The sequence below is a fragment of the Nonomuraea spiralis genome (assembly GCF_014648435.1).
In the GTDB taxonomy this organism is placed as follows: Bacteria; Actinomycetota; Actinomycetes; order Streptosporangiales; family Streptosporangiaceae; genus Nonomuraea; species Nonomuraea spiralis.
In genome coordinates this window covers 115,417-138,756 of the sequence record NZ_BMRC01000026.1, presented here as the reverse complement: position 1 = coordinate 138,756, position 23,340 = coordinate 115,417, and the positions used below count along the sequence as shown (strand labels likewise).

16 protein-coding genes are annotated in these 23,340 nt (G+C 69.1%); 5 read left to right on the top strand and 11 right to left on the bottom strand.

The window, feature by feature from the left end:
* Nucleotides 1–137: 137 nt before the first annotated feature.
* The 3 genes from IEZ27_RS41900 to IEZ27_RS41890 all read right to left on the bottom strand — a co-directional run bounded on the left by IEZ27_RS41900 (nt 138) and on the right by IEZ27_RS41890 (nt 5,630).
* Nucleotides 138–506, bottom strand: coding sequence for an effector-associated constant component EACC1 (locus tag IEZ27_RS41900; protein WP_229824815.1), 369 nt, complete (start codon nt 504–506; stop codon nt 138–140).
* A 218-nt stretch (nt 507–724) separates the two neighbouring features.
* Complete coding sequence (locus IEZ27_RS41895) at nt 725–5,224, bottom strand: caspase, EACC1-associated type (RefSeq protein ID WP_189652346.1); 4,500 nt, start codon at nt 5,222–5,224, stop codon at nt 725–727.
* Nucleotides 5,205–5,630 carry an effector-associated constant component EACC1 gene (locus IEZ27_RS41890; RefSeq protein ID WP_189652345.1) on the bottom strand — a complete coding sequence of 142 codons (426 nt, stop codon included), beginning with the start codon at nt 5,628–5,630 and terminating at the stop codon, nt 5,205–5,207. The genes IEZ27_RS41895 and IEZ27_RS41890 overlap by 20 nt, the downstream gene beginning before the upstream one ends.
* A 912-nt stretch (nt 5,631–6,542) precedes the next feature.
* Here IEZ27_RS41890 and IEZ27_RS41885 point away from each other — a divergent pair.
* From IEZ27_RS41885 to prfH, 4 genes are all read left to right on the top strand, one after another.
* Nucleotides 6,543–12,470 carry an RHS repeat-associated core domain-containing protein gene (locus IEZ27_RS41885; RefSeq protein ID WP_189652344.1) on the top strand — a complete coding sequence of 1,976 codons (5,928 nt, stop codon included), beginning with the start codon at nt 6,543–6,545 and terminating at the stop codon, nt 12,468–12,470.
* A 62-nt stretch (nt 12,471–12,532) separates the two neighbouring features.
* A complete protein-coding gene (locus IEZ27_RS41880) occupies nt 12,533–13,438 on the top strand; it encodes a hypothetical protein (RefSeq protein WP_189652343.1) in 906 nt (301 codons plus the stop codon).
* A gap of 447 nt (nt 13,439–13,885) precedes the next feature.
* The gene (locus IEZ27_RS41875) at nt 13,886–15,076 is read left to right on the top strand and encodes an RNA ligase RtcB family protein (protein ID WP_189652342.1); all 1,191 of its coding nucleotides are present in this window, start codon (nt 13,886–13,888) and stop codon (nt 15,074–15,076) included.
* Nucleotides 15,073–15,768, top strand: coding sequence for a peptide chain release factor H (gene prfH / locus IEZ27_RS41870; protein ID WP_189652341.1), 696 nt, complete (start codon nt 15,073–15,075; stop codon nt 15,766–15,768). Before IEZ27_RS41875 ends, prfH begins: the two co-directional genes overlap by 4 nt.
* Before the next feature lie 340 nt (nt 15,769–16,108).
* Here the strand turns inward: prfH and IEZ27_RS41865 are convergent, their stop codons facing one another.
* The 5 genes from IEZ27_RS41865 to IEZ27_RS41845 form a co-directional block, all read right to left on the bottom strand.
* Nucleotides 16,109–16,408 (bottom strand): hypothetical protein, encoded by a 300-nt coding sequence (locus tag IEZ27_RS41865; RefSeq protein WP_125647738.1) that lies wholly within the window; start codon nt 16,406–16,408, stop codon nt 16,109–16,111.
* A gap of 160 nt (nt 16,409–16,568) precedes the next feature.
* Nucleotides 16,569–17,366: an ABC transporter permease gene (locus IEZ27_RS41860; RefSeq protein WP_189652340.1), complete on the bottom strand. Its 798-nt coding sequence runs from the start codon at nt 17,364–17,366 to the stop codon at nt 16,569–16,571.
* Nucleotides 17,363–18,127 (bottom strand): ABC transporter permease, encoded by a 765-nt coding sequence (locus IEZ27_RS41855; RefSeq protein WP_189652339.1) that lies wholly within the window; start codon nt 18,125–18,127, stop codon nt 17,363–17,365. The genes IEZ27_RS41860 and IEZ27_RS41855 overlap by 4 nt, the downstream gene beginning before the upstream one ends.
* Complete coding sequence (locus IEZ27_RS41850) at nt 18,120–19,034, bottom strand: ABC transporter ATP-binding protein (protein ID WP_125647729.1); 915 nt, start codon at nt 19,032–19,034, stop codon at nt 18,120–18,122. The genes IEZ27_RS41855 and IEZ27_RS41850 overlap by 8 nt, the downstream gene beginning before the upstream one ends.
* Before the next feature lie 68 nt (nt 19,035–19,102).
* Complete coding sequence (locus tag IEZ27_RS41845; protein ID WP_189652338.1) at nt 19,103–19,393, bottom strand: antibiotic biosynthesis monooxygenase; 291 nt, start codon at nt 19,391–19,393, stop codon at nt 19,103–19,105.
* Nucleotides 19,394–19,453: 60 nt separating this feature from the next.
* On the opposite strand from IEZ27_RS41845, the gene IEZ27_RS41840 reads away from it, so the two are divergent.
* Nucleotides 19,454–20,104 carry a TetR/AcrR family transcriptional regulator gene (locus IEZ27_RS41840; RefSeq protein WP_189652337.1) on the top strand — a complete coding sequence of 217 codons (651 nt, stop codon included), beginning with the start codon at nt 19,454–19,456 and terminating at the stop codon, nt 20,102–20,104.
* On the opposite strand, the gene IEZ27_RS41835 is transcribed toward IEZ27_RS41840, so the two are convergent.
* The 3 genes from IEZ27_RS41835 to IEZ27_RS41830 all read right to left on the bottom strand — a co-directional run bounded on the left by IEZ27_RS41835 (nt 20,083) and on the right by IEZ27_RS41830 (nt 23,209).
* The gene (locus IEZ27_RS41835; protein WP_189652336.1) at nt 20,083–21,228 is read right to left on the bottom strand and encodes a VanZ family protein; all 1,146 of its coding nucleotides are present in this window, start codon (nt 21,226–21,228) and stop codon (nt 20,083–20,085) included. The genes IEZ27_RS41840 and IEZ27_RS41835 overlap by 22 nt on opposite strands.
* Before the next feature lie 79 nt (nt 21,229–21,307).
* A complete protein-coding gene (locus IEZ27_RS55165) occupies nt 21,308–21,436 on the bottom strand; it encodes a hypothetical protein (protein ID WP_268246118.1) in 129 nt (42 codons plus the stop codon).
* Nucleotides 21,437–21,667: 231 nt separating this feature from the next.
* The gene (locus IEZ27_RS41830; RefSeq protein WP_189652335.1) at nt 21,668–23,209 is read right to left on the bottom strand and encodes an alpha/beta hydrolase; all 1,542 of its coding nucleotides are present in this window, start codon (nt 23,207–23,209) and stop codon (nt 21,668–21,670) included.
* Nucleotides 23,210–23,340 lie beyond the last annotated feature (131 nt).

The following is a 23,340-nucleotide window of genomic DNA, read 5'->3' as shown; positions in this document are numbered from 1 at the left end:
TGGCATGGCAACCCGCTACGACAAGCTCGCCGTACGCTACGAAGCCGTCGTCATCATCGCCGCGATCAACCAGTGGCTCAAAGCCTTATGAAACACGGCCTAGGTGAGGTTCAGAGCGCGACCCGGCGGCCCGCTCGCTATTCGCCCGAATGCCGTTGGAGGAAGGCCCCGATCAATTCGCGCCGCTCGGCATCCGTGACCCGGTCGAGTTCGATGGAGTCGCCGTCGATGGTGAGGACGATCCGGTGCCGTGCCGACTGGCGGTCCAGCCAGTCCTTGAGCACTCCGACCAGCGAGGTGAACACCCCGCCCGAGGCGCTGAAAGCTACCAGGAGTGCGCCCACCGTCACCGGGTCCGCGCTTCTCGCGCCTTCTGGTGCCGGGCCGCCGGCCGCCGTCCGGACCCACTCGACATCAAGCTCGTTCAGTTCACCGTGGAGCCCACGGGTGAGACGGTCGTGCAGGTCGATGTCCACATCCGCATCCGGTCTCAGCTCGACGCGCATGCTTATCACACCGTCGGCCTCCGGCCTGCCGTTCATCCCGCCCCCTCCCGCGCGTAAACCGGCGGGAGCCTGCGCGCGCCTGTTTATCGTTGTTCCATTCGGTTTCCGTTACACCCCGGACGCTGTCGTCGAGAACGTCAGCAGTGGCCTTTCCAGATGAGTCAGAGTTAGATCATCTGACGCCTCGGAGGGCGTGCGTCATGTCGAACACACGGCGATCACCGCGCCGGCGGACAGTCCTCCTGGTACGGAATCCCGGGCGCATAGTGCGTCCACTCCTCTTGGGTGAGCCCGCGTCCGGCCACTGTGCATCCTCGTTCTCGGAGATGCTCGAGAACGTCCTGCAATTCCGCGGTGCTCCACAACGCCACACCGTAACCGTAGCCAGTGAGGAGCCTGCGCTCGTCGGCGCTGAAGGTGTACGGCGGATAGAAGGGCTCTTCATCGGTCATGGCGGGCAGTCGGCGGGGTGCCGCCGGATCGGTGATGATCCAGAACTCGGCCGCGTCGGCCCGTCCCCAGATGTCCTCGTCAGTCGGTTGTGGACCCCATTTGCTGATGAGCCGGTCCTCTACCGACCCGATGATCAGGAGGTCTCCGCTCGGGTGGAAGGTCAGCCGGTAAATGTCCTTCACAGTGGTCAGGACCGCAGTACGTGATGGCGCCGGCTGGGTGGTCAGGTCCCAGAGCGTCACAGTGTTGTCATGGCCTGTCGCCAGTAGGCGCCTGGGGCCGCCGCTACTGAATGCGACAAAGGATGCCGGGGGCGCTCCGTCCCATTTGACCCGACGGGGAGCTTTCGGGTCGCGCACGTCCCAGAGGGAGGGCGGCCGGTCGTCGTTGACGACCGCGAAGAAGTCGCCATGCTCGTCAAAGATCAAGGTGGCGCTGGCACCTTCGGTTTCGCCGGACAAGGTGGACAAGCGGGCCGGGCGTGCAGGATCGCGTAGATCCCAGAACGACACGGCGCCGTCCTTTCCCGTCACTGCAAGCATCTTCTTGCCGGGATGGAACACGACGGATGACGATGCCTGCACCATGTTTTCGACCGGCGCGACGACTACCTTGCGCGGTGACGCTGGGATCCGGACGTCCCACATCATGATTCTGACGGCATCCCCGTCCGTCATCACGACCAGTGTTGACCCGTCGGAGCTGAAAGTCAGTTCGCCCACGCGTGAGTCGGTGCGGATGGAGGAGATCTGCTTCGGCGTGGAGTCCTGACGTAGATCCCACAGCTTGATGGTTTCCATCTCCGCCATGGCCAGGATCGAACCGTTCGGATGCAAAACCGCTGGTCCGGCGCCTGAGACGTCGAACAGCATCCGAGGGGCTGCGGGGTTGGTCACGATTCGCAAGCGCATCGTTCCGTTCTCGCCGCCGACGGCGAGTATGCGCCCGTCCGGGTTGAACCGCAGGGCAGTGACTGCGGACGACTGTTGAAGCACCGCCTTCTGCTCCGTCCCTTTCCACAGGATGACGGCGGCATCTCCGCTGCTCGCCGTCACCATTCTGGTTCCTGTGGGGTTGAAGGCCAGCCGGTCCACAGCCCCCTGGTGGGCCGCCGACTCGCTGATGAGCTGTGGCCGGCGGTTGTCGCGGATGTCCCAGAGGGTGACCAGAGGGGAACCGGGGACAGGAAGGAAGACACCGCGGATGCCCGTTATGGCTAGACCGTAACCATCAGGATGGAATGCCACGCGCTTGGGAAGGAAGAGCGCCTTCTTGATGGTGGCGACCCGATGGGGACGTGTCGGCGTGGAGACCTGCCATAACTTCACGGTGGCGTCGTCGCTCGCCGTGGCCAGCAGGCGGCCGTCGGGGGAGAACGCGATCGACGAGATCGGCTTGTCGTGCCCGCCGATGGTGGCGAGTTGCAGTGGTTTGCCCGGGTCGGTGACGTCCCACAACACCGCCTTCGTGTTCTGCCCGGCCGTCGCCAGTACGGCGCCGCGCGGGCTCAGCGCGACGGTGTTGACGGCGCCCATGTTCTTCAGGACCGCTGCCTGCCGTGGGCGCCGTGGATCTGCCGTGTTCCACAACGCGACCCGCCCCTTGGCGTCGCCGGTGACGAGCAGGGAGCCGCGGGCGTCGAATTCCGCAGACGTCACTGGTCCCTCATGGCCGGTGAGGACGGCGGCCTTTCTGGGCATCAGCGGATCGTGGATGTCCCACAGGATGACGGCGGAGTCACTACCGCCCGTCGCGAGCGTGCCGCCATCGGGCGTGAACGCCACCGCGTTCACCGGCCCTCGATGGGCGGGGAACGGCAGAGCCAGCGAGTCACCCAGGATCGCGGCCGTCAGGTTGGCGCGGGCTTCGTCGTGCACCGGACCGTCGGCCCCCGCCATTCCGTACGCGGCGAGGTTCGCGCGAAGCGCGCCAATGGGATCGTTGTCCCGGCGAACCTCGGCCTCAGCGGTCAACTTCCTGGTTGTGGCGATCCTGTTGCGTTCGTCGGCCGTCCGCCATTGCACGACGGTGACCGCGAAAAGCAGGAGGAACACGGAGAAGATGGCGAAGGCCCCCGTCCTCCGGCGTCTGGCCCGTCGGATCGACGCTTCAGCGAACTCACGCGTGCCGCCGTCGAGCGTGCGCAGTCCTTCCGGTTCGATGGCCCAATCGCGCAGGATGGCCAGCGACGTCGCCTTGGCAAGATCGCCTGCTTTGCGGCCACTCCGCTCCCAGGCCCTGGCTTCGCTTGCCAGGCGATGCCGGAGGCGCAGGTCCGCTCGGTCGGCTTCGATCCAGGAGCGCAGCGTCGGCCAGGAGTGCAACAGCGCTTCGTGGGTGATCTGAACGGTGTCTCCATCCAGCGTGATGAGCCGGGCGTCATCGGCCGCCAGGGTGTGGAGCACCTTGCGGGCAGCGTCCGGTTCGGGCGCGCCGTCGATGAGTTCGCCGGGTGAGGCGCGCTGTCGCGTGTCGTCGGTGCCCTCGCCGACCCGCACCAGGCGGAGTAGCAAGTCACGCGCCGTGCTTCTGCCCTTTTCATCCAGTCCGGCCAGAACGGTGTCGGCAGACGTGGCGAGTGCGCCGCCGATGCCGTCGATCTCCCTGTAGGCCGCGACAGTGAGGACGTCGCCATCACGCCGCTGCCAGATGGACCGCAGCGCGTGCGCAAGGAGGGGTAGCCGGCCGGCTTCGTAGGCGGGCTGAGTTTCATCGCCGCCGCGACGGACGCCGAGGTCGGTGAGCAGCACCTCGGTCAAACCCGCTTCGAGCGACAACTCCACGCGCTCGGCGGGGCGCTCGATCGCGTCGCGGACCTCTTGCGGCTTCATCGGGCCGACGACCATCGTGTGCCTGCTGATTGCCTGAGTCAGCTCGCCATGATCAGCACACCGTCCGAAGAAGTCGGCACGGACGCCGAGAACCACCAGCGTGGTCGGTTCGCCACCATGCCCGCTCCACGTGCTGTGCAGCGCACGGATGAACGCCTGCCGCTCCGCCTCGTCGGAACACTGGGTGAAGAGCTCCTCGAACTGGTCGACCACCAGCACGATCCGGCGCCCTGGCGGCGTACGGCTCAGTGCCTCCTGCAGAGCCTCCGGTCGTGCGCGGATGAGATCTTCCAGTTCGGCGGGATCCCTGTGGATCAGTGGCATGATGTTCGCCGCGAGTGCCGCCAGGGGCCGCGCCGTGGGGGTGAATGCCAGACGTGGCCATGTGGACGAGCCGGCGATTTCCAGATCTCCGTGGCCGATCGCCGGGAGCACGCCGGCGTGCAGCAGTGAAGTCTTTCCCGAGCCGGAGTTGCCCATGACCAGCACAGGCGCCGGCTCGTCGTAGCGCTCGGCGATCTTCTTGACGAGTTTCCCCGTCAGTTGCTCGCGGCCGAAGAAGAGGGAAGAGTTCGCGGCGGAGAAGGCCGCGAGCCCCGGGTAGGGGCACTGTCTCCTCTCCGTGCCCGCGGGGCGAGGTGGTGCGACCGCCCCCTTGGAGCGCCAGGCGCGGTTGGGGGCGAGGACCAGGTCTCCGGCGAGGCTCAGCCCGCGGCCGACGGGCCGTGCGCAGCCCTTCGCGGGGAGCATTCGGGCCAGGTGCCGGTACGCCGCGGCGACCGTGATGGTGCGGTCCGCCTCCGGGTCTCCATGGTTCAACAGGTCCACCAAGGTCCCGAGGAACGCGGTGCGCTGCCCGCCGGGCAGGACCAAGGCGTACTCGTCCCGCCCCGCGGAGGTCAGGACATACGTGCCGGCGATCTCGGCGACGTTGGCGATCTCGTCCTGGTCTGCGGCGAGGGCACTGACCGCCCTTCCGGAAAAGCAGCAGTCCAGGATGACGATCTTGACTCGTGCCCTGCTCTCCAAGACGTAGCGGCGCAGATTGGCGTAGGGCCACGCGGTGTGCTCCAGCCGTCCGTCGCCGCCGCTCTCCCGTGTCGCCAGGTAGAGCTGGCCGTCGCTGCTGCTCACCATGCCGTGCCCGGCATAGCAGACCAGCAGGACGTCGCTTCTGTCCGCGCCCTCCGTGACGGTTTGCAGAGCGTGGCCGAACTCCCCCGGGGTCTGCGGGTCGAGGCACACGTCCAACGCGTCCCTGCGTACGCCGCACCGATCGATCAGCGCATGCCTGAAGGCGATCAACGTATCGGCGACGGCCTGCTCGTCGCGCAGTCGCGAGCCTGGGACGTGCGTCGCTGTACCTACGAGGAGTACCCTGGCCCGCCCGAGACCCGATCTTGAGCCGCCGCCGTCAGGAAGGTCCTGTGCCATCGCCGGGCCCCAGGCCGCGGCCGGCGGCCGGCACTTCGGCGTCTTCCCCGTTCAGCCATTTGGCCAACTCGGCGGTGATCTCACGTACCTTCGCGCCGTCGATCGCCCGGACCGTCTCCGCCTGGAAGCGCAGCTCTGCGTTGTCAGGCCTCTTCAGCGTGATGGACACCGATCGTTTGCGGTTACGGATCCATGTCACGAGCACGGCGGCAGCGGCGGTGACGAGCCCTCCCGGCGCCAGCGCGATGATCAGCGCATCGGCGATGTCACCGAGGGCGTCCGGCGGAGGGCCGGAGATCCGGTCCTGCACGATGCCCGCCAACTCGACATCGTCGGAGAACTCCTTACGCAGCGAGTACAGCTCGTCAGACCGTTCCTCGCCATCTACCGCTACGAGAATGTCCAAGGGATCTCCTCTCGTGCCCCACTGGTTACTTAGGCACCCTAAATCAAGTTCCCCGAGTCCCCAAGATCCAGCATGCATCTCCGACACGCTGTTCGACGGCACCGACATTGTGCGTGGCCGGACAAAGTGGGCCGCGCGGTGTGGCTGACCGTTCCAGCCCGTCGGGCGGGAAGTGCTCCTCTATCGACAAGGCTCTCCTGTATTCGGAGAGGAGCTGCACCCGGCCCATACGGGCCAGGAATGCCGGCGACGTCGATTTCTTTCGCAGCAGATAAACGCGAACTGTCCCTGAGTGCCGTGCAGCGAAAACCCTGTGCAGCCATTTTGTCGCGGTCCAAAGCCGTTCTCGCGGTCGATGACGCATCGCGGCAGGACGCAGCACTGCGGCGGCCCAGCCCAAGGAGCTCATGGCGTCAATATGACATAGATCACAGACGAGAACGGATTGACCCGCCGAGCGCACGCCGCACATGTTGATCAGCTCAAATGTCGACCCTTCCCGTACGCCCGGGACTGTCGATCCTGAAATGGCGCCAACTTTACGGGTTGACCGCTTCTGCGAAACTCTTCAACATCACCTGTGAACCTTATATCCACCTTATGACGTGCCGGCCCGTCCATTGGAACGGGCCTGCGTCAGCATGCCTGAAAGGTGTAAGGATGCAGGGTTGGCGTACTTGGAAACGGGCGACCGTCGCGTTACTGGTTGCCCTGATCATGGTGGCCTTCGATGTCAGAGTGCCGCTCGTGTTCGGCCAGGAGGCATCGGCGGCCGTGTCGGGCCCCGAAGCTGAACCGTCGGTCAAGGGACACCCGGTGCCGGTCCCGAAGACGGCCAAAGGCGCGGAGGAGAATCAGCCGCGAGTCAAACGATCCGATCCCGTCTGGCCACGCCCCGGCCGCGGCGAGGCAGTGCTCACCGGCAAGGCGGTCCAGGTCGGGGCGCTGCCGATCGCCGTGGCCGAGACGAAGAAGACGACCTCGGGCAAGGTGCGCGTCGAGACGCTGCCCGCCGACACCGTCAGCCGGCTCGGCGGCGTCGGCATCGCCGCCCGGGTGACCCGCGTCGAGGGAGCGGGGACCATACAGGCGGAATTCTCCTACGCGGGTTTCCGCGACGCCTTCGGCGGCAGCTTCGACACCAGGCTCGGCCTGCTCAGGCTGCCGGCGTGCGCGGTGGCCGTCCCGCGTCCCCGCGACTGCGTCGTGCGCCCACAGCCAGTGGCGGCGCACAACGACCTCGCCGCCGGCAAGCTGATCGCCGAGGTCCAGGCCGATCCGGTCACCGGGGCGAGCCTTCCCGTAACCGTGGCGCCGAGCAGCCGTCCCAAGGCAGCCGAGCTGGCCGGGAAGGCGTTCCAGACCGGCTCCGTGTACGTGTTGGCCGCCGGGGTCGCAGGCACGGACGGCAACTTCGGCGCAACCGACCTCAAGCCGTCGGGCAGCTGGCAGGCCGGCACCTCCGGGGGCGGCTTCGACTACAGCCTGCCATTGCCCGAAGCCCCCTCCCCCGCAGGCAACGGCCCTGAGCTGTCCCTCCGCTACGACTCCTCTTCGGTGGACGGGCAGGGCCGCTGGACCAACAACCAGTCAGGTACGGTCGGCGCGGGCTGGGACCTGAACGCCGGATTCATCGAGCGCAAGTACCGCCGCTGCTACGTCGACAACTTCTACCATCCGGAAACGGCCGAGCTGATCTGGACCGCCGACGAGATGGGCGTGGGCGGCAGGGCGGTGTGCTGGGAATCGCCCGACGCCAACGACAACGACCCCACGACCAACGACATGAGCCAGTCCGAGCTGGTCATCAACGTCGGCGGGCGGTCCGCCGCCATCGTCAAGGACACCTCGGGCGGCTGGAAGACCGTCCCCGAGCTGGGGTTCAAGATCGAGCAGCTGGCCGGCGGCGCGGACAGCCAGCCGTATTGGCAGGTCACGGGTCAGGACGGCACGGTCTCCAGGTTCGGCTACCGCAAGGACGCCCAATGGCAGCTCCCGTACGTGGGCAACGACGTCGGCGAGCCCTGCTACGACCGGTACTACAACGACGCCATCCCGCCGACCTGCACCGGCGTGTGGCGCTGGAACCTCGACAGAGAGACTGACCGCAACGAGAACGTGCTCGACTACTCCTACACCCGCGAGACCAACTACTTCTGCCTGCCCTCCTGCGCTCACGAGCTGTACCGGGTGCTGCCGTACGACAGCGGCGGCGTGCTGGCCAAGGTCGAGTGGGGCCACAACTCCCAACTGGCCGGTACGACGCCGACCTCCCGGACGGTCTTCACCACCGCGGCGAGAGACGGCGGCGACGTGCCGACCGACCTGCAGTGCGCCGCCCAGACGCCCTGCGACAACGACGCGATCGCCTTCTTCTCCACCCGCAAGCTCACCTCCGTGACGACCGAGTCGGCCAACCCCGCGACCGGCGGATGGGATCCGGTCGAACGGCTGGACCTGCGCCAGACCTGGATCTACACGAGGACGGACTTCGGCCCGCCGCGCGATCCGGTCATGTGGCTGGACACCGCGCAGCAGACCGGGCTGGCCACGAGCCCCACGATCACGTTGCCGCCGGTGGACTTCGACGCCGCCATGCTGGCCGGCCGCATGGACTACGACGACATGTCGGACTGGACCGACCTGCTGTCATGGCGGATGGTCCCCCACGTGAGCGGCATCGCCAACGGCATGGGCGGGCGCATCGAGGTCACGTACGGCCAGGCCGACCCCTGCTCCGGCGGGAAGGGCCGGGACGGCACCGACTACTTCGCCGACAAGACGGGCGACTGCTTCCAGGTCGACTACAGCATCGAGGGCAACGAGAGCTGGGCCCGCTTCTACAAGCACCTGGCCACCAAGGTCGTCGAGCGTGACCTGGTCGGCGGCTCGCCCGACATCACCCACGCCTACGAGTACCTGGGCGGCCCGGGCTGGGTGGGCCCCACCGAGTACGCGGAGCCGGGGCTCAAGCCGGCCTCCTCCGACTGGCGCGGATACGGCCAGGTACGCACGATCACCGGATCAGGCTCTGACCCCGACGGTTACACGGTCACGTCCGAGACGTTCCTGCGAGGCATGGGCACGCTGGTCCCCGACTTCGACGGCGGGACCATCCTGGACGCCTGGCCGCTGATGGGGCAGACGCTCCAGCGGCAGACCTGGAAGATGACCGCGACCAGCCCGCGGGCCTACGCCGAGGTCGAATCGACACGCTGGGAGTATCTGCTCAAGGCCAACGGTGACGTCCCGGGCGCGCTGGACCCGTACTTCGTCCTGCGGGTGCGCGAGCGCACCAGGGAGAAGGCGGCCGACGGAAGCTGGCGCTACAGCGACAACAAGACACTGCACAACGCCGACGGTCTGCCCATAAAGATCAATTCGTACGGGCAGGACGGAGTGTCCACCGACAACTCGTGCACGTCCATCTCGTACGCGCGCAACACCGACGGCGGCCAGTGGTTGATCGGGTTCCCGTCGGTCGTCGAGAAGCGCACGGGCGATGACTGCGCCGCGGGCACCCTCGTCGGGAAGACCGTCACCCTGTACGACAACGGCACCGACCCGGCGACGAACAAGCCCAGCGACGGCAACGCCACCGAGACCCGTGCCTACGCCGACACGAACACGGTCTCGACGGGCAAGGCGTCCTTCGACGAGTACGGCAGGCAGACCGAGGTGGTGGACCCGCTGGGCAAGCACACCACCACCGCCTACAACCCCACGACAGGCTGGCCCTCGAACGGCGTCGTCACCACGAACCCGCTCAACCAGCAGGTCATGGCCACGACATCACGCCTGCACGGCGAGATCGTGTCGATCGTCGACGCCAACGGCAAGAAGTCCGAGCTCGACTACGACGCCCTCGGCCGCGCCGTCGCGATGTGGGCCCCCGGCCAGCCGCGCTCGGGAGGGACTCCGACGGCGACCGCGGCCTACGACATCCCCTCCAGCGGCGGGCTGAGCCAGCCGACCGCACCGATCAGGACCACGCTCAAGCGGCTGCTCACGGGTACGGGCTCGTCCGCGCAGATGGTGAGCACGTACAGCTATGAGGACGGGCTCGGGCGCACCCGGGAGGCGCAGGCCACCTCACCCTCCGGTGGCCGGGCCGTGGTCGTCACCACCTACGACGCCAGGGGCCTGCCGCTGGCCAAGACCGAGCCGGTGCACAACACCGCCGCGCCCGGCTCCGGCCTGCTCAACCCAACCCTGACAAACGCGGCACAGTGGGCCAAGACCCTCTACGACGGACTTGAGCGCCCGGTCGCGATCATCTCCTACCACCTCGCCCAGGAGTTACGCCGTACCACCACCGCCTATCCCGGTGCGGACAGGACCGAAACGGTTCCCCCGGTCGGCGGCAAGACCGTCACCGTCACCGACGTCTTCGACCGGACCACGAAGATCGAGGAGTGGAAGGACGGCTCCTCCCACCAGGACACCGTCTACACCTACGACGTCAGCGACAACCTGCTGACGATGACGGACGCCAAGGGGAGCGTCCGCACGTTCACCTACGACTGGCTCAAGCGGCAGACCGTCGCCGCCGACCCGGACGCGGGCCGGACGACCACCGGGTACGACCTGGCGGGCAGGGTCGCGTGGAAGACCGACGCGACGGGCCAGAAGATCTCCATCGGCTACGACGACCTGGGCCGGGTCACCACCCAGTGGAGCGGCGAGGCGGGTACGGGCACCAAGCTCGCCGAGTGGAGTTACGACTCCGTCGCCAAGGGCCAGCCCTCCTCCTCCACCCGCTATGTCGGCGGCCAGCCCTACACCCAGAGCGTCACCGCCTACGACGACAACTACCGCCCCACCGGCAACAAGATCAGTATCCCCACGGTCGAGGGCGCGCTCGCCGGAGACTACGTGTTCACCTCGGCCTACGACGCGGCGGGGAACCTGCGCCGGCAGGGCATGCCGGCCGCGGGCGGACTGCCGGCGGAGACCCTCGACTACACGTACACCGACTACGGTCTGACCAAGGGTCTCAGCTCCGACCTCGGCGGGTTCACCTACGTCAAGGACACCCTCTACTCGGCGACCGGGAAGCTCGCCGAGCGTCAGTTCGGCACGACCGGCAAGATCAAGCGCACGATCGAGCACGACGCCACAACCGGGTGGCTCAGCCGGGTGACCACCGCGGCCAAGGCCGACACGGCAACGCCCGAGACCGTTCAGGACGACAGGTTCGGCTACAACATCGCCGGCCAGCTCAACCGCATCCAGGATGTCCTGCAGGGCCAGTCGGAGTGCTTCGCCTACGACGGACTGCTCCGTCTGTCGGCCGCCTTCACCACGACCGCGGCCGACTGCGGCGGCGGGGGCGACGGCCTCGGGCCTGACCCGTACAACCAGAGCTACACCTACGACGCTGCAGGCAACCTCACCACGCTGACCAGCAACGGGCAGGCGGCCACCTACACCTACCCGGCCGCGGGCACCGGTGCGACGCGACCGAACGCGGTCACCTCCATCAGCCGCCCCAGCGGCACTGACACCTACGCCTACGACGACGCCGGCCGGCTGTCCTCCAGGACGGTGGGCGGCAAGCAGGGCACGTTCGACTGGGACGAACTCGGCCAGCTGTCCAAGGTGACCATCGACGGCCAGCAGACCTCGATGGTCTACGACGCCGACGGTGAGCGGCTGATCAGGCACGATCCAGGCGCCGCCACGCTCTACCTCGGTGTCATGGAGCTCAAGCTGTCGGGCGGCCAGGTGACCGGCACGCGGTACTACGCCACCGCCGACGGCACGACGGTCGCACTGCGGACGGGCAGCACGGTCACCTGGCTGATGGCGGGGCTGAACAACAGTCAGCAACTTGCCGTCGGCGACGCCGACGGCGCCGTCGTACGCCAGCGCTACCTGCCCTTCGGCGGTCGGCGCGGTGGTGACGCCCTGCCCTTCACCGACCGCGGCTTCCTCGGCAAGACCGAGGACGCCACCGGGCTGGTCTACCTGTCGGCCCGCTACTACGACCCCGGCATCGCCAAGTTCATCAGCACCGACCCGGTGCTGAGCCTGCAAGCGCCGGACTGGGCGAACCCCTACAGCTACGCCGCCAACAACCCCATCACGCTGTCCGACCCCGACGGGCTCAAGCCGCGGCGCGCCGCGAAGACGGCAGACGGCGACAAGCCGTGGAAGTACAACGCCTCAAGGCACAACCGTGCGGTCGACGTGGCGGCTCTGCTGATCAAGTGGATGGCGCTGCTCGGCTACCCGTCCGGGAAGATCGTGCTGGAGTACCACATTCCCGGTGCCAAGAAGCTCGGCACCAACGGCAAGGCCGACATCGCCCTGATCACGGAGGACGCGATCTACCTGTGGGAGGTGAAGCGCACCACGGTCGCCGCCCAAGGCAAGGACGAACTCGCGATCTACATCAAGGCGCTCAAGGCGCTGCCGAAGCAGACCGGCGGACGCAGTGTCCTACCCGGCTTCGACCTTCTGCTCCCCGTGCCCAACTACGTCAAGGAGACCAACGAGATCGTCATCGCCTACTCCAACGCCGCCAAGTGGGGCAAGAACTCGGGAGTGATCGAATACTGGGTGACCAAGAGCCGGGGACCGCAGCAGGTGCCCGTGGTCTCGCCCAAAACCCAGCCGCAGCCCTTGCCGTTCCCGACACCGCATTTGATGCCGCACGTCGGCGATCCGGGCTACACGCTCGAGGACCTGCGTCGTAACGCGGAGAACAGGCCCAAGGGCCTGCCTGCCCTGCCGCCGCAGTTGCAGGGCACGCTCACCGGGGCGGCCATCCTCGGAGGCATCGCCCTGTCCATCCTGAGCTTCGGCCTCTACCAGCCGCCGGGACTCGCTTACTGAGATGACGCGGCCCGCCGGAACCTCCGGCGGGCCGCTAGGCTGGTTGGCCCGAAGGAGGGACAGTGACGCTCGGTTCCAACAGGTTGTCGGCCGAACTCGTCGTCCGCGCGAAGTCGGACGACCACCGCGCCGGCCTGACATCGGACTGGTTGTCGGGCGCGCTGGCCGATTTCGCCCCGGACCTGGCGTCGCTGCTGGCCCGCGCCCCCCGGATGAACCCCGCCGCCCTCGACGACGGGACGGGCCGCACCCCCTCCGGGGAGCCGGGCGGCTTGTGGGCGCAGTTCCGCGTCAAACCCGCGCTCTCCCGCCCGTTCTCCAAGACCATGCCGTACTCCGAGGCGAGCCTGCGCGCGGTCGCCCGTGCGGTCCGACGACGCCCCCAGATGGTCGAGTACATCGTCACCCCACTCGACGAGCGGGGGTTCCCCGGGAACGGCACCGTGTGGATCAACGTGTCCGCTCCTGCCGGGGAAGCCGAGCCGTGGCTCAAACTCAGGGTGGAGCAGGTGCCGCGTTCCGGTGACCGGCATCCGCCCGAGGCCCAGCAGCGCTGGGCGGAGGCGCTGAAGCGGCGGGCCGCCGTCACCGGGGCCTGCTTCGGCCACGTCACCGACGACTGCCTCACTGACGAGACCCCCTTGGAGACCGCGCTCGGCGCCCTGGACGCCGTCACCGTCCCGCGCTGCGAGCTCGAACTGCGCGGTTACTCCTGGGTCACCGTGTGCGCGGGCACGCTGGCAGCCCGGCTGGGCGGACCGGCGGCGCTGGCAGCGACGGGCGCCTTCGACGAAGTCGACGAGTTGCCTGACGGCTCGGTGTTCCTGCGGGCCACCCCGACACTGGACGACTATGACGAGACCGCGATCGAGCGGGTGTTCACCGTGCTCCAGCCCGTCCTCATCAAGGGGAAGATGCGGCGCGTGTTCGGGATGGAGCATCTCAGGCTGCACTTCCCGACCGGCTGAGCGTGCCATCGCATCCCCTCGCACAGGCGTGGCCAGCCTCCGGTACGGCGGCCAGGTCGGGCCCTGACTTCCTCTGAGCGATCTCCATGGTGGCTGTCAGAGGCAGGAGGACGGCATCCTCGACGGTGCCGAGCCCGGCCTGGTCAACCGCAACGTGGTCGATCGGGCCGGGCAGGTTCGAGAAGTACAGTCGCCAGGCCGCTGGAGCCTGCGCGGGATCAGTGGGGATTGCCAGGTGTCGGTGGCGAAGGGCGCGTGCTGGTGGCCGCGCGGCCCCGCAGGTCCGTACGGCTCGAAAATCGTTTGCCTGGTACGGCGGGACTCCGGGAATGTGGTGTCCATGAGGCTCTGACGGACAGCACCCCCGCCACTTCGAGATGTCACGGCGCCGGCTCGCGCCGTCATCCCGCATGCCCATAACCCCCCTTTTCAGCGAAGAGAGCGTCTTTGTCTCAGCGTCACTCCCCCCAGGAACTCCCGCCGCCGTCCACGCCGGCGGAGGGGGCCGCCACCGTCACGGTGTTCGCCTCCCCCACGAGCTGGATCGAGTCCGATGCCGTCGCGCAATGCCATCAGGTGGCCGCCCTCGACGGCATGACGCACGTCGCCGCCATGCCGGACCTGCACCCCGGCAAGGGCGCGCCCATCGGCGCCGCCATGACGTCGGCCGTCCTGTATCCGTTCCTGGTGGGCTCCGACATCGGTTGCGGGATCGCCGTGTTCCCCGTCAGGCTCAAGCGCGCCGTACCCGAGAAGCTCGCCGCCCGCTTTCCCGATCTCGATCGTGCGCTGGATCCTGAACGAGATGCCGACGATCCCGCCTGGACCGTCATGAAGGGTGACATCCCCGCGGGTCACGTCGAGGGCCTCGGGACGGTCGGCCGGGGCAACCACTTCGTCGAGCTGGCCCGGATCGGGACCGTCCTCGCCCCGGACCACGCCGCCCGCCTCGGTCTCGACGCCGGCGACCTGGTGCTCATCGTCCACAGCGGTTCCCGGGGGCTGGGCGAACGGATCCTGCGTGAGCACACCGCGGTCCACGGCGCGGGTCCCGCCCCTGATCCTGGTGCGTACCTGGCGATGCATGACGAGGCCGTACGGTGGGGGTCGCTCAACCGGCGACTGCTGGCCGCCCGGGTCGCCCACGCGCTGGGGTTCGAGCCCGCCGAGCCGATCCTCGACCAGTGCCACAACCTGGTCGAGCGCCGCGACGGGGTCTACCTGCACCGCAAGGGGGCGGCGCCGGGTGACGGCCGCGACGTGCTCATCGCCGGTACCCGCGGCACCCCGTCCTACCTCGTGGCCGCCCACGCCGGGCCGGACGCCGGCCACTCCGTGGCGCACGGCGCGGGCCGCAAGATGTCGCGCGCGGACGCCCTGCGCCGCGGGCGGGCCAAGCACACGGTCGAGGAGTTGCGCCGTACGCCGGTGGGGTCGCTGGTAGTGTGCGGCGACCGCCAGCTTCTCTTCGAGGAGGCGCCGACGGCGTACAAGCGCATCGAGCAAGTGATCGCCGACCTCGTCGACCACGGCCTGGCCACGCCCGTGGCCACCACGATCCCCCTGGTCACCTACAAGACACCCGACCTCGGGCCGACATCCGAGAGGAACCGGCGGCGCGGGCGAGGCCGGTCATGAGCGTCCACCTGCTCCTGTCGGCCGGACGCGGCCCGCAGGAGTGCGCCTGGGCGCTGGCCCAGTTGCTGCGCCGCCTGGAAGGCGACGCCACCAGGCAGGACCTGGAAACCCATCGGGACCACACCGTTCCCGGTGACCGGCCCGGCACCTACCGGTCGGTCCTCGTACGGATCGAGGGGGACGACGCCGAGGCGTTCGCCGCCTCGTGGACCGGAACCCTGTGCTGGCAGGCCCCCAGCCCCTACCGGACCGGGACCGGCCGGAAGAACTGGTACGTCATCGCCCAACCGTGCCAGGTCGACATCCCGCGTACGACGTTCACCGAAGCGGACGTCGACATCGTCGCCTGCCGCACCGGCGGCCCCGGCGGCCAACACCGCAACAAGGCCAGCACAGCCGTACGGGCGACCCACCGGCCCACGGGGTTCGTCGTCGTGGTCGACACCGAACGGCAGTTCAGCCTCAACCGCCGCATCGCCATCCGTCTGCTGCGCGAACGCATCGAACACGGCGACCAGGTGACAGAACGCGCCGTCACGACCGCCCGCTGGCGTGTCCACGACGAGCTCGTACGCGGCGACCCCACCCGCATCGAACGCCCCGAACCATCAGATCAGGACCCGGCCCCGCAGAAGCAGACACGTAAGCGACGGCGGTCGACCTCACCACCATTCACTGACGACTCGCCCTGAGATCGCGCGCCCATACTGGCATAGGCCTTGAAAGGCCCTTCGGGTGTTCCGTGGCAGTTCGTAGATGCAGAGCAGAAGTCCGCCACCAAGGTGATTTCAGGATCGCCTGCGGCCAGCCGCAGGCGGCGGCCCCCTGCCCCCCGGAATCAGTGTGAACGGGGCTCCGTACGGTCGAGCCTTCAGGTGCGGGTGCGAGGACGGTTTGCAGATGACCTCCGCCGACGGGCTCCGTCTGAAGCGCCTCCGTGGCACGGGGCCGTTACGGTGTCGCGATGGGTCCTGAGCCTCGGCGCATAGTGGGGCCCCGCGTTGTGAGTGTGTGCGCGGGGCCCGGTCGGGGTTACACGGTGGTGGCAAGCCAGCCGATGGTTTCGCGGGTGTGGTGGCCGTCGCTCTTGACGGCTCCGGCGAGGATCTCGTTGATACGAATTCGGAAGCCGTGCGGGGTCACGTCCGCGATGCGGAGGCCGGGGGTCTCCGGGCCGTTGAAGGTCTGTACGAAGGGGAGGACCACCACGCGCGACCCGGCGGGGAACGGCGTGGGAAAGGTCACCTGGGTGAAGGTGGAGGTGTCGCCGCCGGTGGTGGCCACCGGGTTGGTGGAGTCCAGGTCGAGGACGCCGGTCTGGATCATGCTCATGCGGGGGCTCCTTCTCCTTCTGTCGCGTTCTTGGGTCCGGCCGCGCTCGGTGATCCACTTCGTACGGCCGGTCCAACCATCGACACATAACGTAGTCATAGATATGCATAGAGTGACATGACCATAGAGTGATGCTCGTGTGACTCTGTGACTTGTCGGCCTAGGGGCGGCCCAGGGTGCCTCGGTGCCGGGCGATGTTCTCCAGGCGGTTGAACAGGAGCACCCCTGCCACCGTGATGAGCAGCGGCTGGGCCAGCAGCCAGCCGAGTCCCCAGCCGGTCGGGAGGGCGGCCAGGGAATGTCCGCCGAGCAGGATGTCGCGCATCGCCTCGATGCCGGGCGCGATGGGGACGACCAGGCGGCTGAGGTCGGCGATCGGGACGGGCATGGCGGCCAGGGGCACCAGGGTGCCGCCGGCGATGGCGTAGACGGCCACGGACAGCTGGGTGATGATCTCGATGCGTTTGAACACCAAGGTCAGGCCGCACAGGATGAGGGCGAGCCCGCAGGTGCCCAGCACGATGGCGGCCAGCGGCACGATCACCTGCGCGTCGACGGGCAGGCGCCCGCCTTGGAGGGTGATCGCGGTGGCGCCGGTGGCCAGGACGGCCAGCGCGGCGGGTACGGCCGCGATCACGGCGGCGACCTGACGTCCGAGGATGCTCGCGGCCGAGGGAAGCGGGGTCAGGTAGGTCTGTTCCAGCACGCCGGACTGGATGTCGCCCAGGTAACCCCAGAACACCCGGTTGACCTGCTCGTGGATGAACGTCAGCGCCACCATGCCGAGCAGCACCGGCAGCAGCAGGTCCGTACGGAGTTGGCCGCGTCCCATGAACAGCACGATGAGCAGGTAGAACAGCGGGAACGTGATCATCTCCAGCAGGACTTCGCGCCATCCGGCGAGCAGGGTGAGCAGGCCCTTGCCGGCTTCGGCGGCGAATCCGCGAACGAAGGTCATGACGACTCCAGGGCACGTCGGTGGTTGCGTACGAACAGCAGGCCCGCGACGGCGACGAGGGCGAGGGTGTGGGCCAGCAGCCAGGGCAGCGAGCCGCCGGTCCAGACCTCGGCCACGCCACGGCCCTCGAACAGCGTCTCGGCGAGCGCCTCGATGCCCAGCGTCGTGGGCAGGACTCTGGCCGCCGCGGCCAGCCAGTCCGGATACAGGTCCAGCGGCAGGAACGAGCCGTTGAGCAGCAGCACCAGCGAGGTGAACAACGACTGCAGGGCGCCGATCATCGGGTTGACCAGGGCGAGGGAGGCCATCAGGAGGGTGAAGGCCAGTACGTTGATCAGCAGAAGCGTGGCGGGCAGGAGTGCCGCCCAGTGGAAGGGGATCGCGATCCGGGCCGCCAGCATCGGCACGAGAGCCGCGACGGCGGCGACGCCCAGCCCGAACACCGACGCGGTGATCAGCCGGCCGAGCATGGGCAGCCACGGCGGCGCCGGGCTCATCTGGGACTGGGCGAAGGTGCCGGCGCGTTTCTCCTCGGCGAGGTCGGCCACCATCACCAGGCCGGCGTACTGCAGGAACCAGTAGCCGCCGATCGCGACCAGGGTCGGCGGCAGCAGGTCCTGGCGCAGCTCGCCCTGGCCGAGGACGAACTGCAGGCCGAGGTACATCATGGTGCTGATCAGCAGCGTGATGACGTGGCCGACCGGGTGGGCGAGCTGGACGCGCAGGCCCTTGCCGATCTCCGCCCGCAGGACCTCACGCATGGGACGGCTCGCTCACCAGGGCGAGGAACACGTCCTCCAGGTCGGGCTGCACCTGCGTCAGCGACTCCAGGACGACGCCTTGGGCACGCAGCCGTTCGACCACGTCGTACACCTCGCCTGGATCGTTCACCCGTACGTCGATCGTGGTGACGCCTTCGTGGGTGACGGCGTCGAGGCCGGGTGGGGGTGTGCCCTCGATGCGGATCTCGTACCTGTCACGTTCGCGGAAGCGGGCCAGCAGCTCGTGCGTGGGCAGGTCGGCCACAAGCCGCCCGCCGCGCATGACGGCCACCCGGTCGCACAACTCCTGGGCCACGTCGAGCTGGTGCGTGGTGAGCAGGACGGTGGTGCCGAGCTCGCGGGCCAGCTCGGTGATCCAGTCCTTGACGGTACGGGTGGCCTCGACGTCCAGGCCGAGCGTCGGCTCGTCCAGCAGGACGATCGGCGGGTCGGCGATCAGGGCGACGGCGATCGCGACCTTCTGCTGCATGCCCCGGGAGAAGCCGCCGACCTTGTCGTGGCGCCGTTCCCACAGGCCCAGGTCGGTCAGCAGGTCCTGGGCGCGCTCGGCGACCCGGGCCTTGCGCAGGCCCTTGAGCCGGCCGAAGTACATCAGGTTCTGCCAGGCCGACAGGCTCCAGTAGACGTTGCGGGAGCCTTCCAGCACGGCGCCGAACTGCGCCATCGCGGACGATCGCTGCCTGGCCACGTCGAAGCCGCCCAGCCGGACCCGGCCGGAGGTGGGGGTCAGCAGTCCGGCCAGCATCTTGATGGTCGTGGTCTTGCCGGCGCCGTTGGGCCCCAGAAAGCCGAAGACCGAGCCGGCGGGGACGTGCAGGGACACCTCGTCGACCGCCGGGGGTCGGGCGGTGCCGTACACCTTGGTCAGCGCTTCGATTTCGATCATGTCGTCTCCTCGGTTCGGGGGGACCCCGGCCCACGGTTCCGGGGCCGGGGTCGGGTCGAGGCAGGCCGTCAGAGCTCGGCCAGGATCTCGATGTCCTCGGCCGTGACGTCGCGGGCGACCTCGAACGCCGCGACGGCCGCGGGGGCGCCGGGCGCGGCCTGGCGGGCCGCCCGCAGGTCGTCGGCCGAGTTCCAGCGCCAGACGCCGACCCACGTCTCGTCGTCCAGCCGGCCGAGGCGGGCCTCGGTGAGACCGGACCGGGTTTCTCTGATGGCGGCGACGAGGGCGGCGTGCCGGGCCTGGACCTGCTCGGCGTCCGCGGGATCGGCGTGGAAGCGGGTGACGCTGATGACCGTCATGACTGGATCCGTTCTCTAGAGTTGACTTCTAGCGACTGAATCTAGAGATAAACTCTAGCCATGAGCGATGTCAAGCGGACGAACAAGCGGGCCCAGAAGGCGAAGGAGACCCGGCGGCGCATCCTCCAGGCGGCGCTGGAGCTGTTCGTCCAGGACGGATACGGCGCGACGAACCTCCAGGACGTCGCCGAGAAGGCCGAGGTCGCGGTGCAGACGATCTATTTCGTCTTCGGCAACAAACGCGCCCTGCTCAAGGAACTGGTCGACGTCACGATCGCGGGCGACGACGAACCGGTCGCCACGATGGACCGGCCCTGGTACGCGACGGCGCTGGCCGCCGGCACCGCCCAGGACATGTTGCGCGCCTACGTCGCCGGCACGACCGCGGTGCTGGAGCGCGTCGCCCCGATCGGCAAGGTCCTGGAGGCGGCGGTCGCGAGCGACCCCGAGGTGGCCGCGTTGTGGCCGCAGGACGTCGATCCCCGCTATGTCGTCCAGCAGGACGCGGCCAAGGCCCTGGTCGGCAAGCCCGGGGCACGGGCCGAGGTGTCCGCCGAGGAGGCCGCCGACCTGCTGTACGGCCTGCTCAGCCCCGAGTTGTACCTGCTGTTCGTGCATACGCGCGGCTGGCCGGGCGAGCGCTGGGAACGATGGGCGTTCCAGACCCTGCACGCGCAGCTCTGCTCGGATCAGGGGCGCGGAGGCAGTTGATCCACTCGTTGAACAGTGTGGGCGGCCGACTCCCCCACGACTTCCGCCCGGCGGGCGGCGGCCCGGGTGACGAGCCGCGTCCCGGTCCAGCGCGCTATGACGCCACGCCGTTCCACTTCCAGGACGAGGAGGAGGGCGAGGACGGGCACGACACCGCCGACGACAGAACCCACGACGACGGCCAGGTACGGCGCCGCCGAGCGGATCAGTCGCGCGAGCACAGGCGCGGGCCGCCCGGTCACCGCGTGACAGACCGCCACATGTACGGCCGCGCGGCCCGGTGTGGCGCCGTCCCCGCGCACCGCCGGGAAGAGCACGAAGAGGACCAACCCGGTCATCGCGTACGACAGGCCGGGCAAGACGTCCCTCAGGAGGGCGTCGTCCGGCATGGGTCCACCCGTGACGAGCCGGTGGGCCTGGACGAACAGCAGCCCGAACACCGGCGAGGCGAAGAACCACACCACGCCGTCGAGCAGCATGGCGAGCGCCAGCCGGGCGGCGGTGGGCGGGGCGAGGTCCTGGCGGGGCTTCGGCCATGGTCCCGGCAGCAGCCGCGCGGCCGGGCCGGCCAGCGCCCAGCCGAGTCCGGCGCCGGCCGTGTTGATGATCAGGTCGTCCAGGTCGAACAGCCTGTACGCGCAGGGGTAGAGGCCCCACAGGCCGGTGAGCTGGGTCAGTTCGATCGCCAGGGAACCGGCGAAGGAGATCGTCAGGGTTCGGGCCACGCCCAGCCGCTGCCGGTAGCGCAGGAAGAAGCCGAGCGGTACGAACAGGGCGACGTTGAACACGATCTGCAGCACCGACCTGCTGTACAGCGCGGCGGGCAGGCCGCGTCCCGCGTTCTCCCTGAGCACGTCCTGGATGCTCGACAGGGGTTGCCAGCGCGGCGCGGCGAGGCTCTGCCTGGTCGCACAGAAGTCCGGTGTCACCTCGGGGAGCGGGAAGAGGGTGAAGGCCACCACGCCGCAGGCGTACAGGACCAGCGCCGCTGTGACGAAACCCGACCAGCGTCCGATGTGCCCGAAGCGGCCGTACTGGCGGGAGACGAAGGGCAGCAACAGCAGCGCGATGGCGAGCGGGGCGAGAAGCAGGGCGATTCTCGCCTGGGTCAGGTAGATCTCCACAAGCGGCGAAGTCTACCCAAAGAGGACATATCGGCATATTTCAGGAAAAGGGCTCGTCGGTGAGGTGCTCGCCGGGCGATCACTCGACGGGGTGGGCCGCGTCCAGCAGGCGGCGCAGGTGCAGGCTGTCGGGGGCAAGAGCGGTGATCAGGACGGCGGGCATAGCCAGCGGGGTCAACACGGCCAGGCCACTCACCAGGCCACCCACCAGATCACCCCCGAACAGCCGAGCCTGGAGCAGGTCCCGAGCCGGGGCCTGGGCGGAGGCTGAGCCGGGGCCTGGAGCAGGATCTGCGGGCGGCCGGGCGACGCGGGACCCGGTCCATCACGGGCCTGATGCCGCCGCCGGTCTTCAGAACAGCGAAGGGCGGCGAAGGGCGGCGAAGGGCGGCGGGCAGCTCGCCCGCGCCGGGCCTCGCGGCGCCTCACCCGTCCCGCGTCAATCACTGACGCAGGTCGCGTCGGCGGTGGGGAGGGCGCCGGTGGCCAGGTAGGCGTTGACCTTGGCGTCCACGCAGGCGTTGCCGTGTTCGCCGTAGATCCCGTGGGCGGTGGCGCCGCGCAGGGTGAGCAGGCGGGAGCCGGTCAGCGCCCGGTGCATGGCTTTGCCGCCCTCGTAGGTGGTGGCGGTGTCGCCGGTGGCGGACACGATCAGCGCGGGCGTGGGGTTGGCGACGTGCGTGAGGGGCTCGCGCGGCTCGTTCGGCCAGAAGGCGCAGGGCCAGATGTTGTTCTTGAGGGGGCCGAAGAGCGGATGGCGCGCACGGCTGCGCTGGACGTCGTTCCAGTAGGTGTCGGGGTCGCGCGGCGCGGCGCGGTCGCCGCAGACGATCGCGGCGGTCGGCCCGGCGAACGGCGAGCCGGCGCTGGTCAGGACGAACGCGAGGAATCCGGCGAGTTCGGCGCCGGGCTCGGCCGGGCGGCCGTGGGCGGCCTCGTTCAGGGTCCGGACCGTGGACGCGAACTCCGCGCGGGCCGCGGGACGGTCGTCACCGGACCCGACGGAGAGCAGGTACGGCACCGCCTGGTCGTCCACCTCGAACCGGCCGACACGCAGCGGGCGGTCCTGCGCGGCGGCGACGATCGAGTCCACGGTGGCGAGCACGCGGGCGGTGGTCGCGCCGAGGCCGTGGGTGCCGTGACGTCCGGCGGCCCAGGCCGCCCAGCCGCGCAGCGCGCGTTCCGCCTCGTCCTCGGTGCCCCGCGTCGCCCTGGGGCCCCACTTGTCCGGGTCGCCCGCGCTGTCCAGCACCACCCGATCGGTACGGCCGGGGAACATCTGGGTGTAGACCGCGCCCAGGTAGCCGCCGTAGGAGTAGCCGAGGAAGGAGATCCGGCGCTCCCCGAGGGCACGGCGGACGAGGTCGATGTCGCGGGCCGTGTCGCGCGTGTTGGCGTACGGCAGCACGTCGGCGTGCCGCCGGGCGCAGCGCTCGGCCAGGTCACGCTGCACCGCCACCTGATGATCGAACCGGGCGCGGGTCGCCCCGGCCGAACGGACCCACAGGCCGACGGGCCAGCCGCAGTCGAGCGGCGTACTGCGTCCGACGAAGCGCGGGTCCAGGCCGATGAGGTCGTAACGGGTGGCGACGTCCTTCATCGCCGCGCGCGTCCGCAGGGGCATGCCCAGCGTGCTCTCGCCGGGGCCGCCGCTGTTGAGCACCATGGTGCCGATGCGATGGGCGCGGTCGGCGGCGGGGAGGCGGGACAGCGCGAGCGTGATCGTACGGCCGCCGGGCCTGGAGTGATCGAGCGGGACGGCGAGCTCCGCGCACCGCGCGCCCGCCCGGTCGAGCTCACCGCCGAGGGCGTCGTCGGCACCCTGGGAACAGGGCTTCCAGTCGAGCGACGAGGACGGGTCGCCGCCCGCTCCGACCGGAAGCGGGCCGCCGTCCGCCCTGGCCGGGGGTGCGAAGGCGACGGACAGGGCGATCAGGGCGAGGGCCGGGACCAGGCGTCCGCGGGCATACGTCGGTTTCATGGTCGGGGACGCTATTTCGCCCCGGACCTCCGGCACGATACAGCCGGCCGCAGGCACGCAGGTACAGCCCGCTGTAGTTTCCGGCCCGGACCGGCACCGGATAATGAACCCCGTACGGCGTCGTGAGGAGG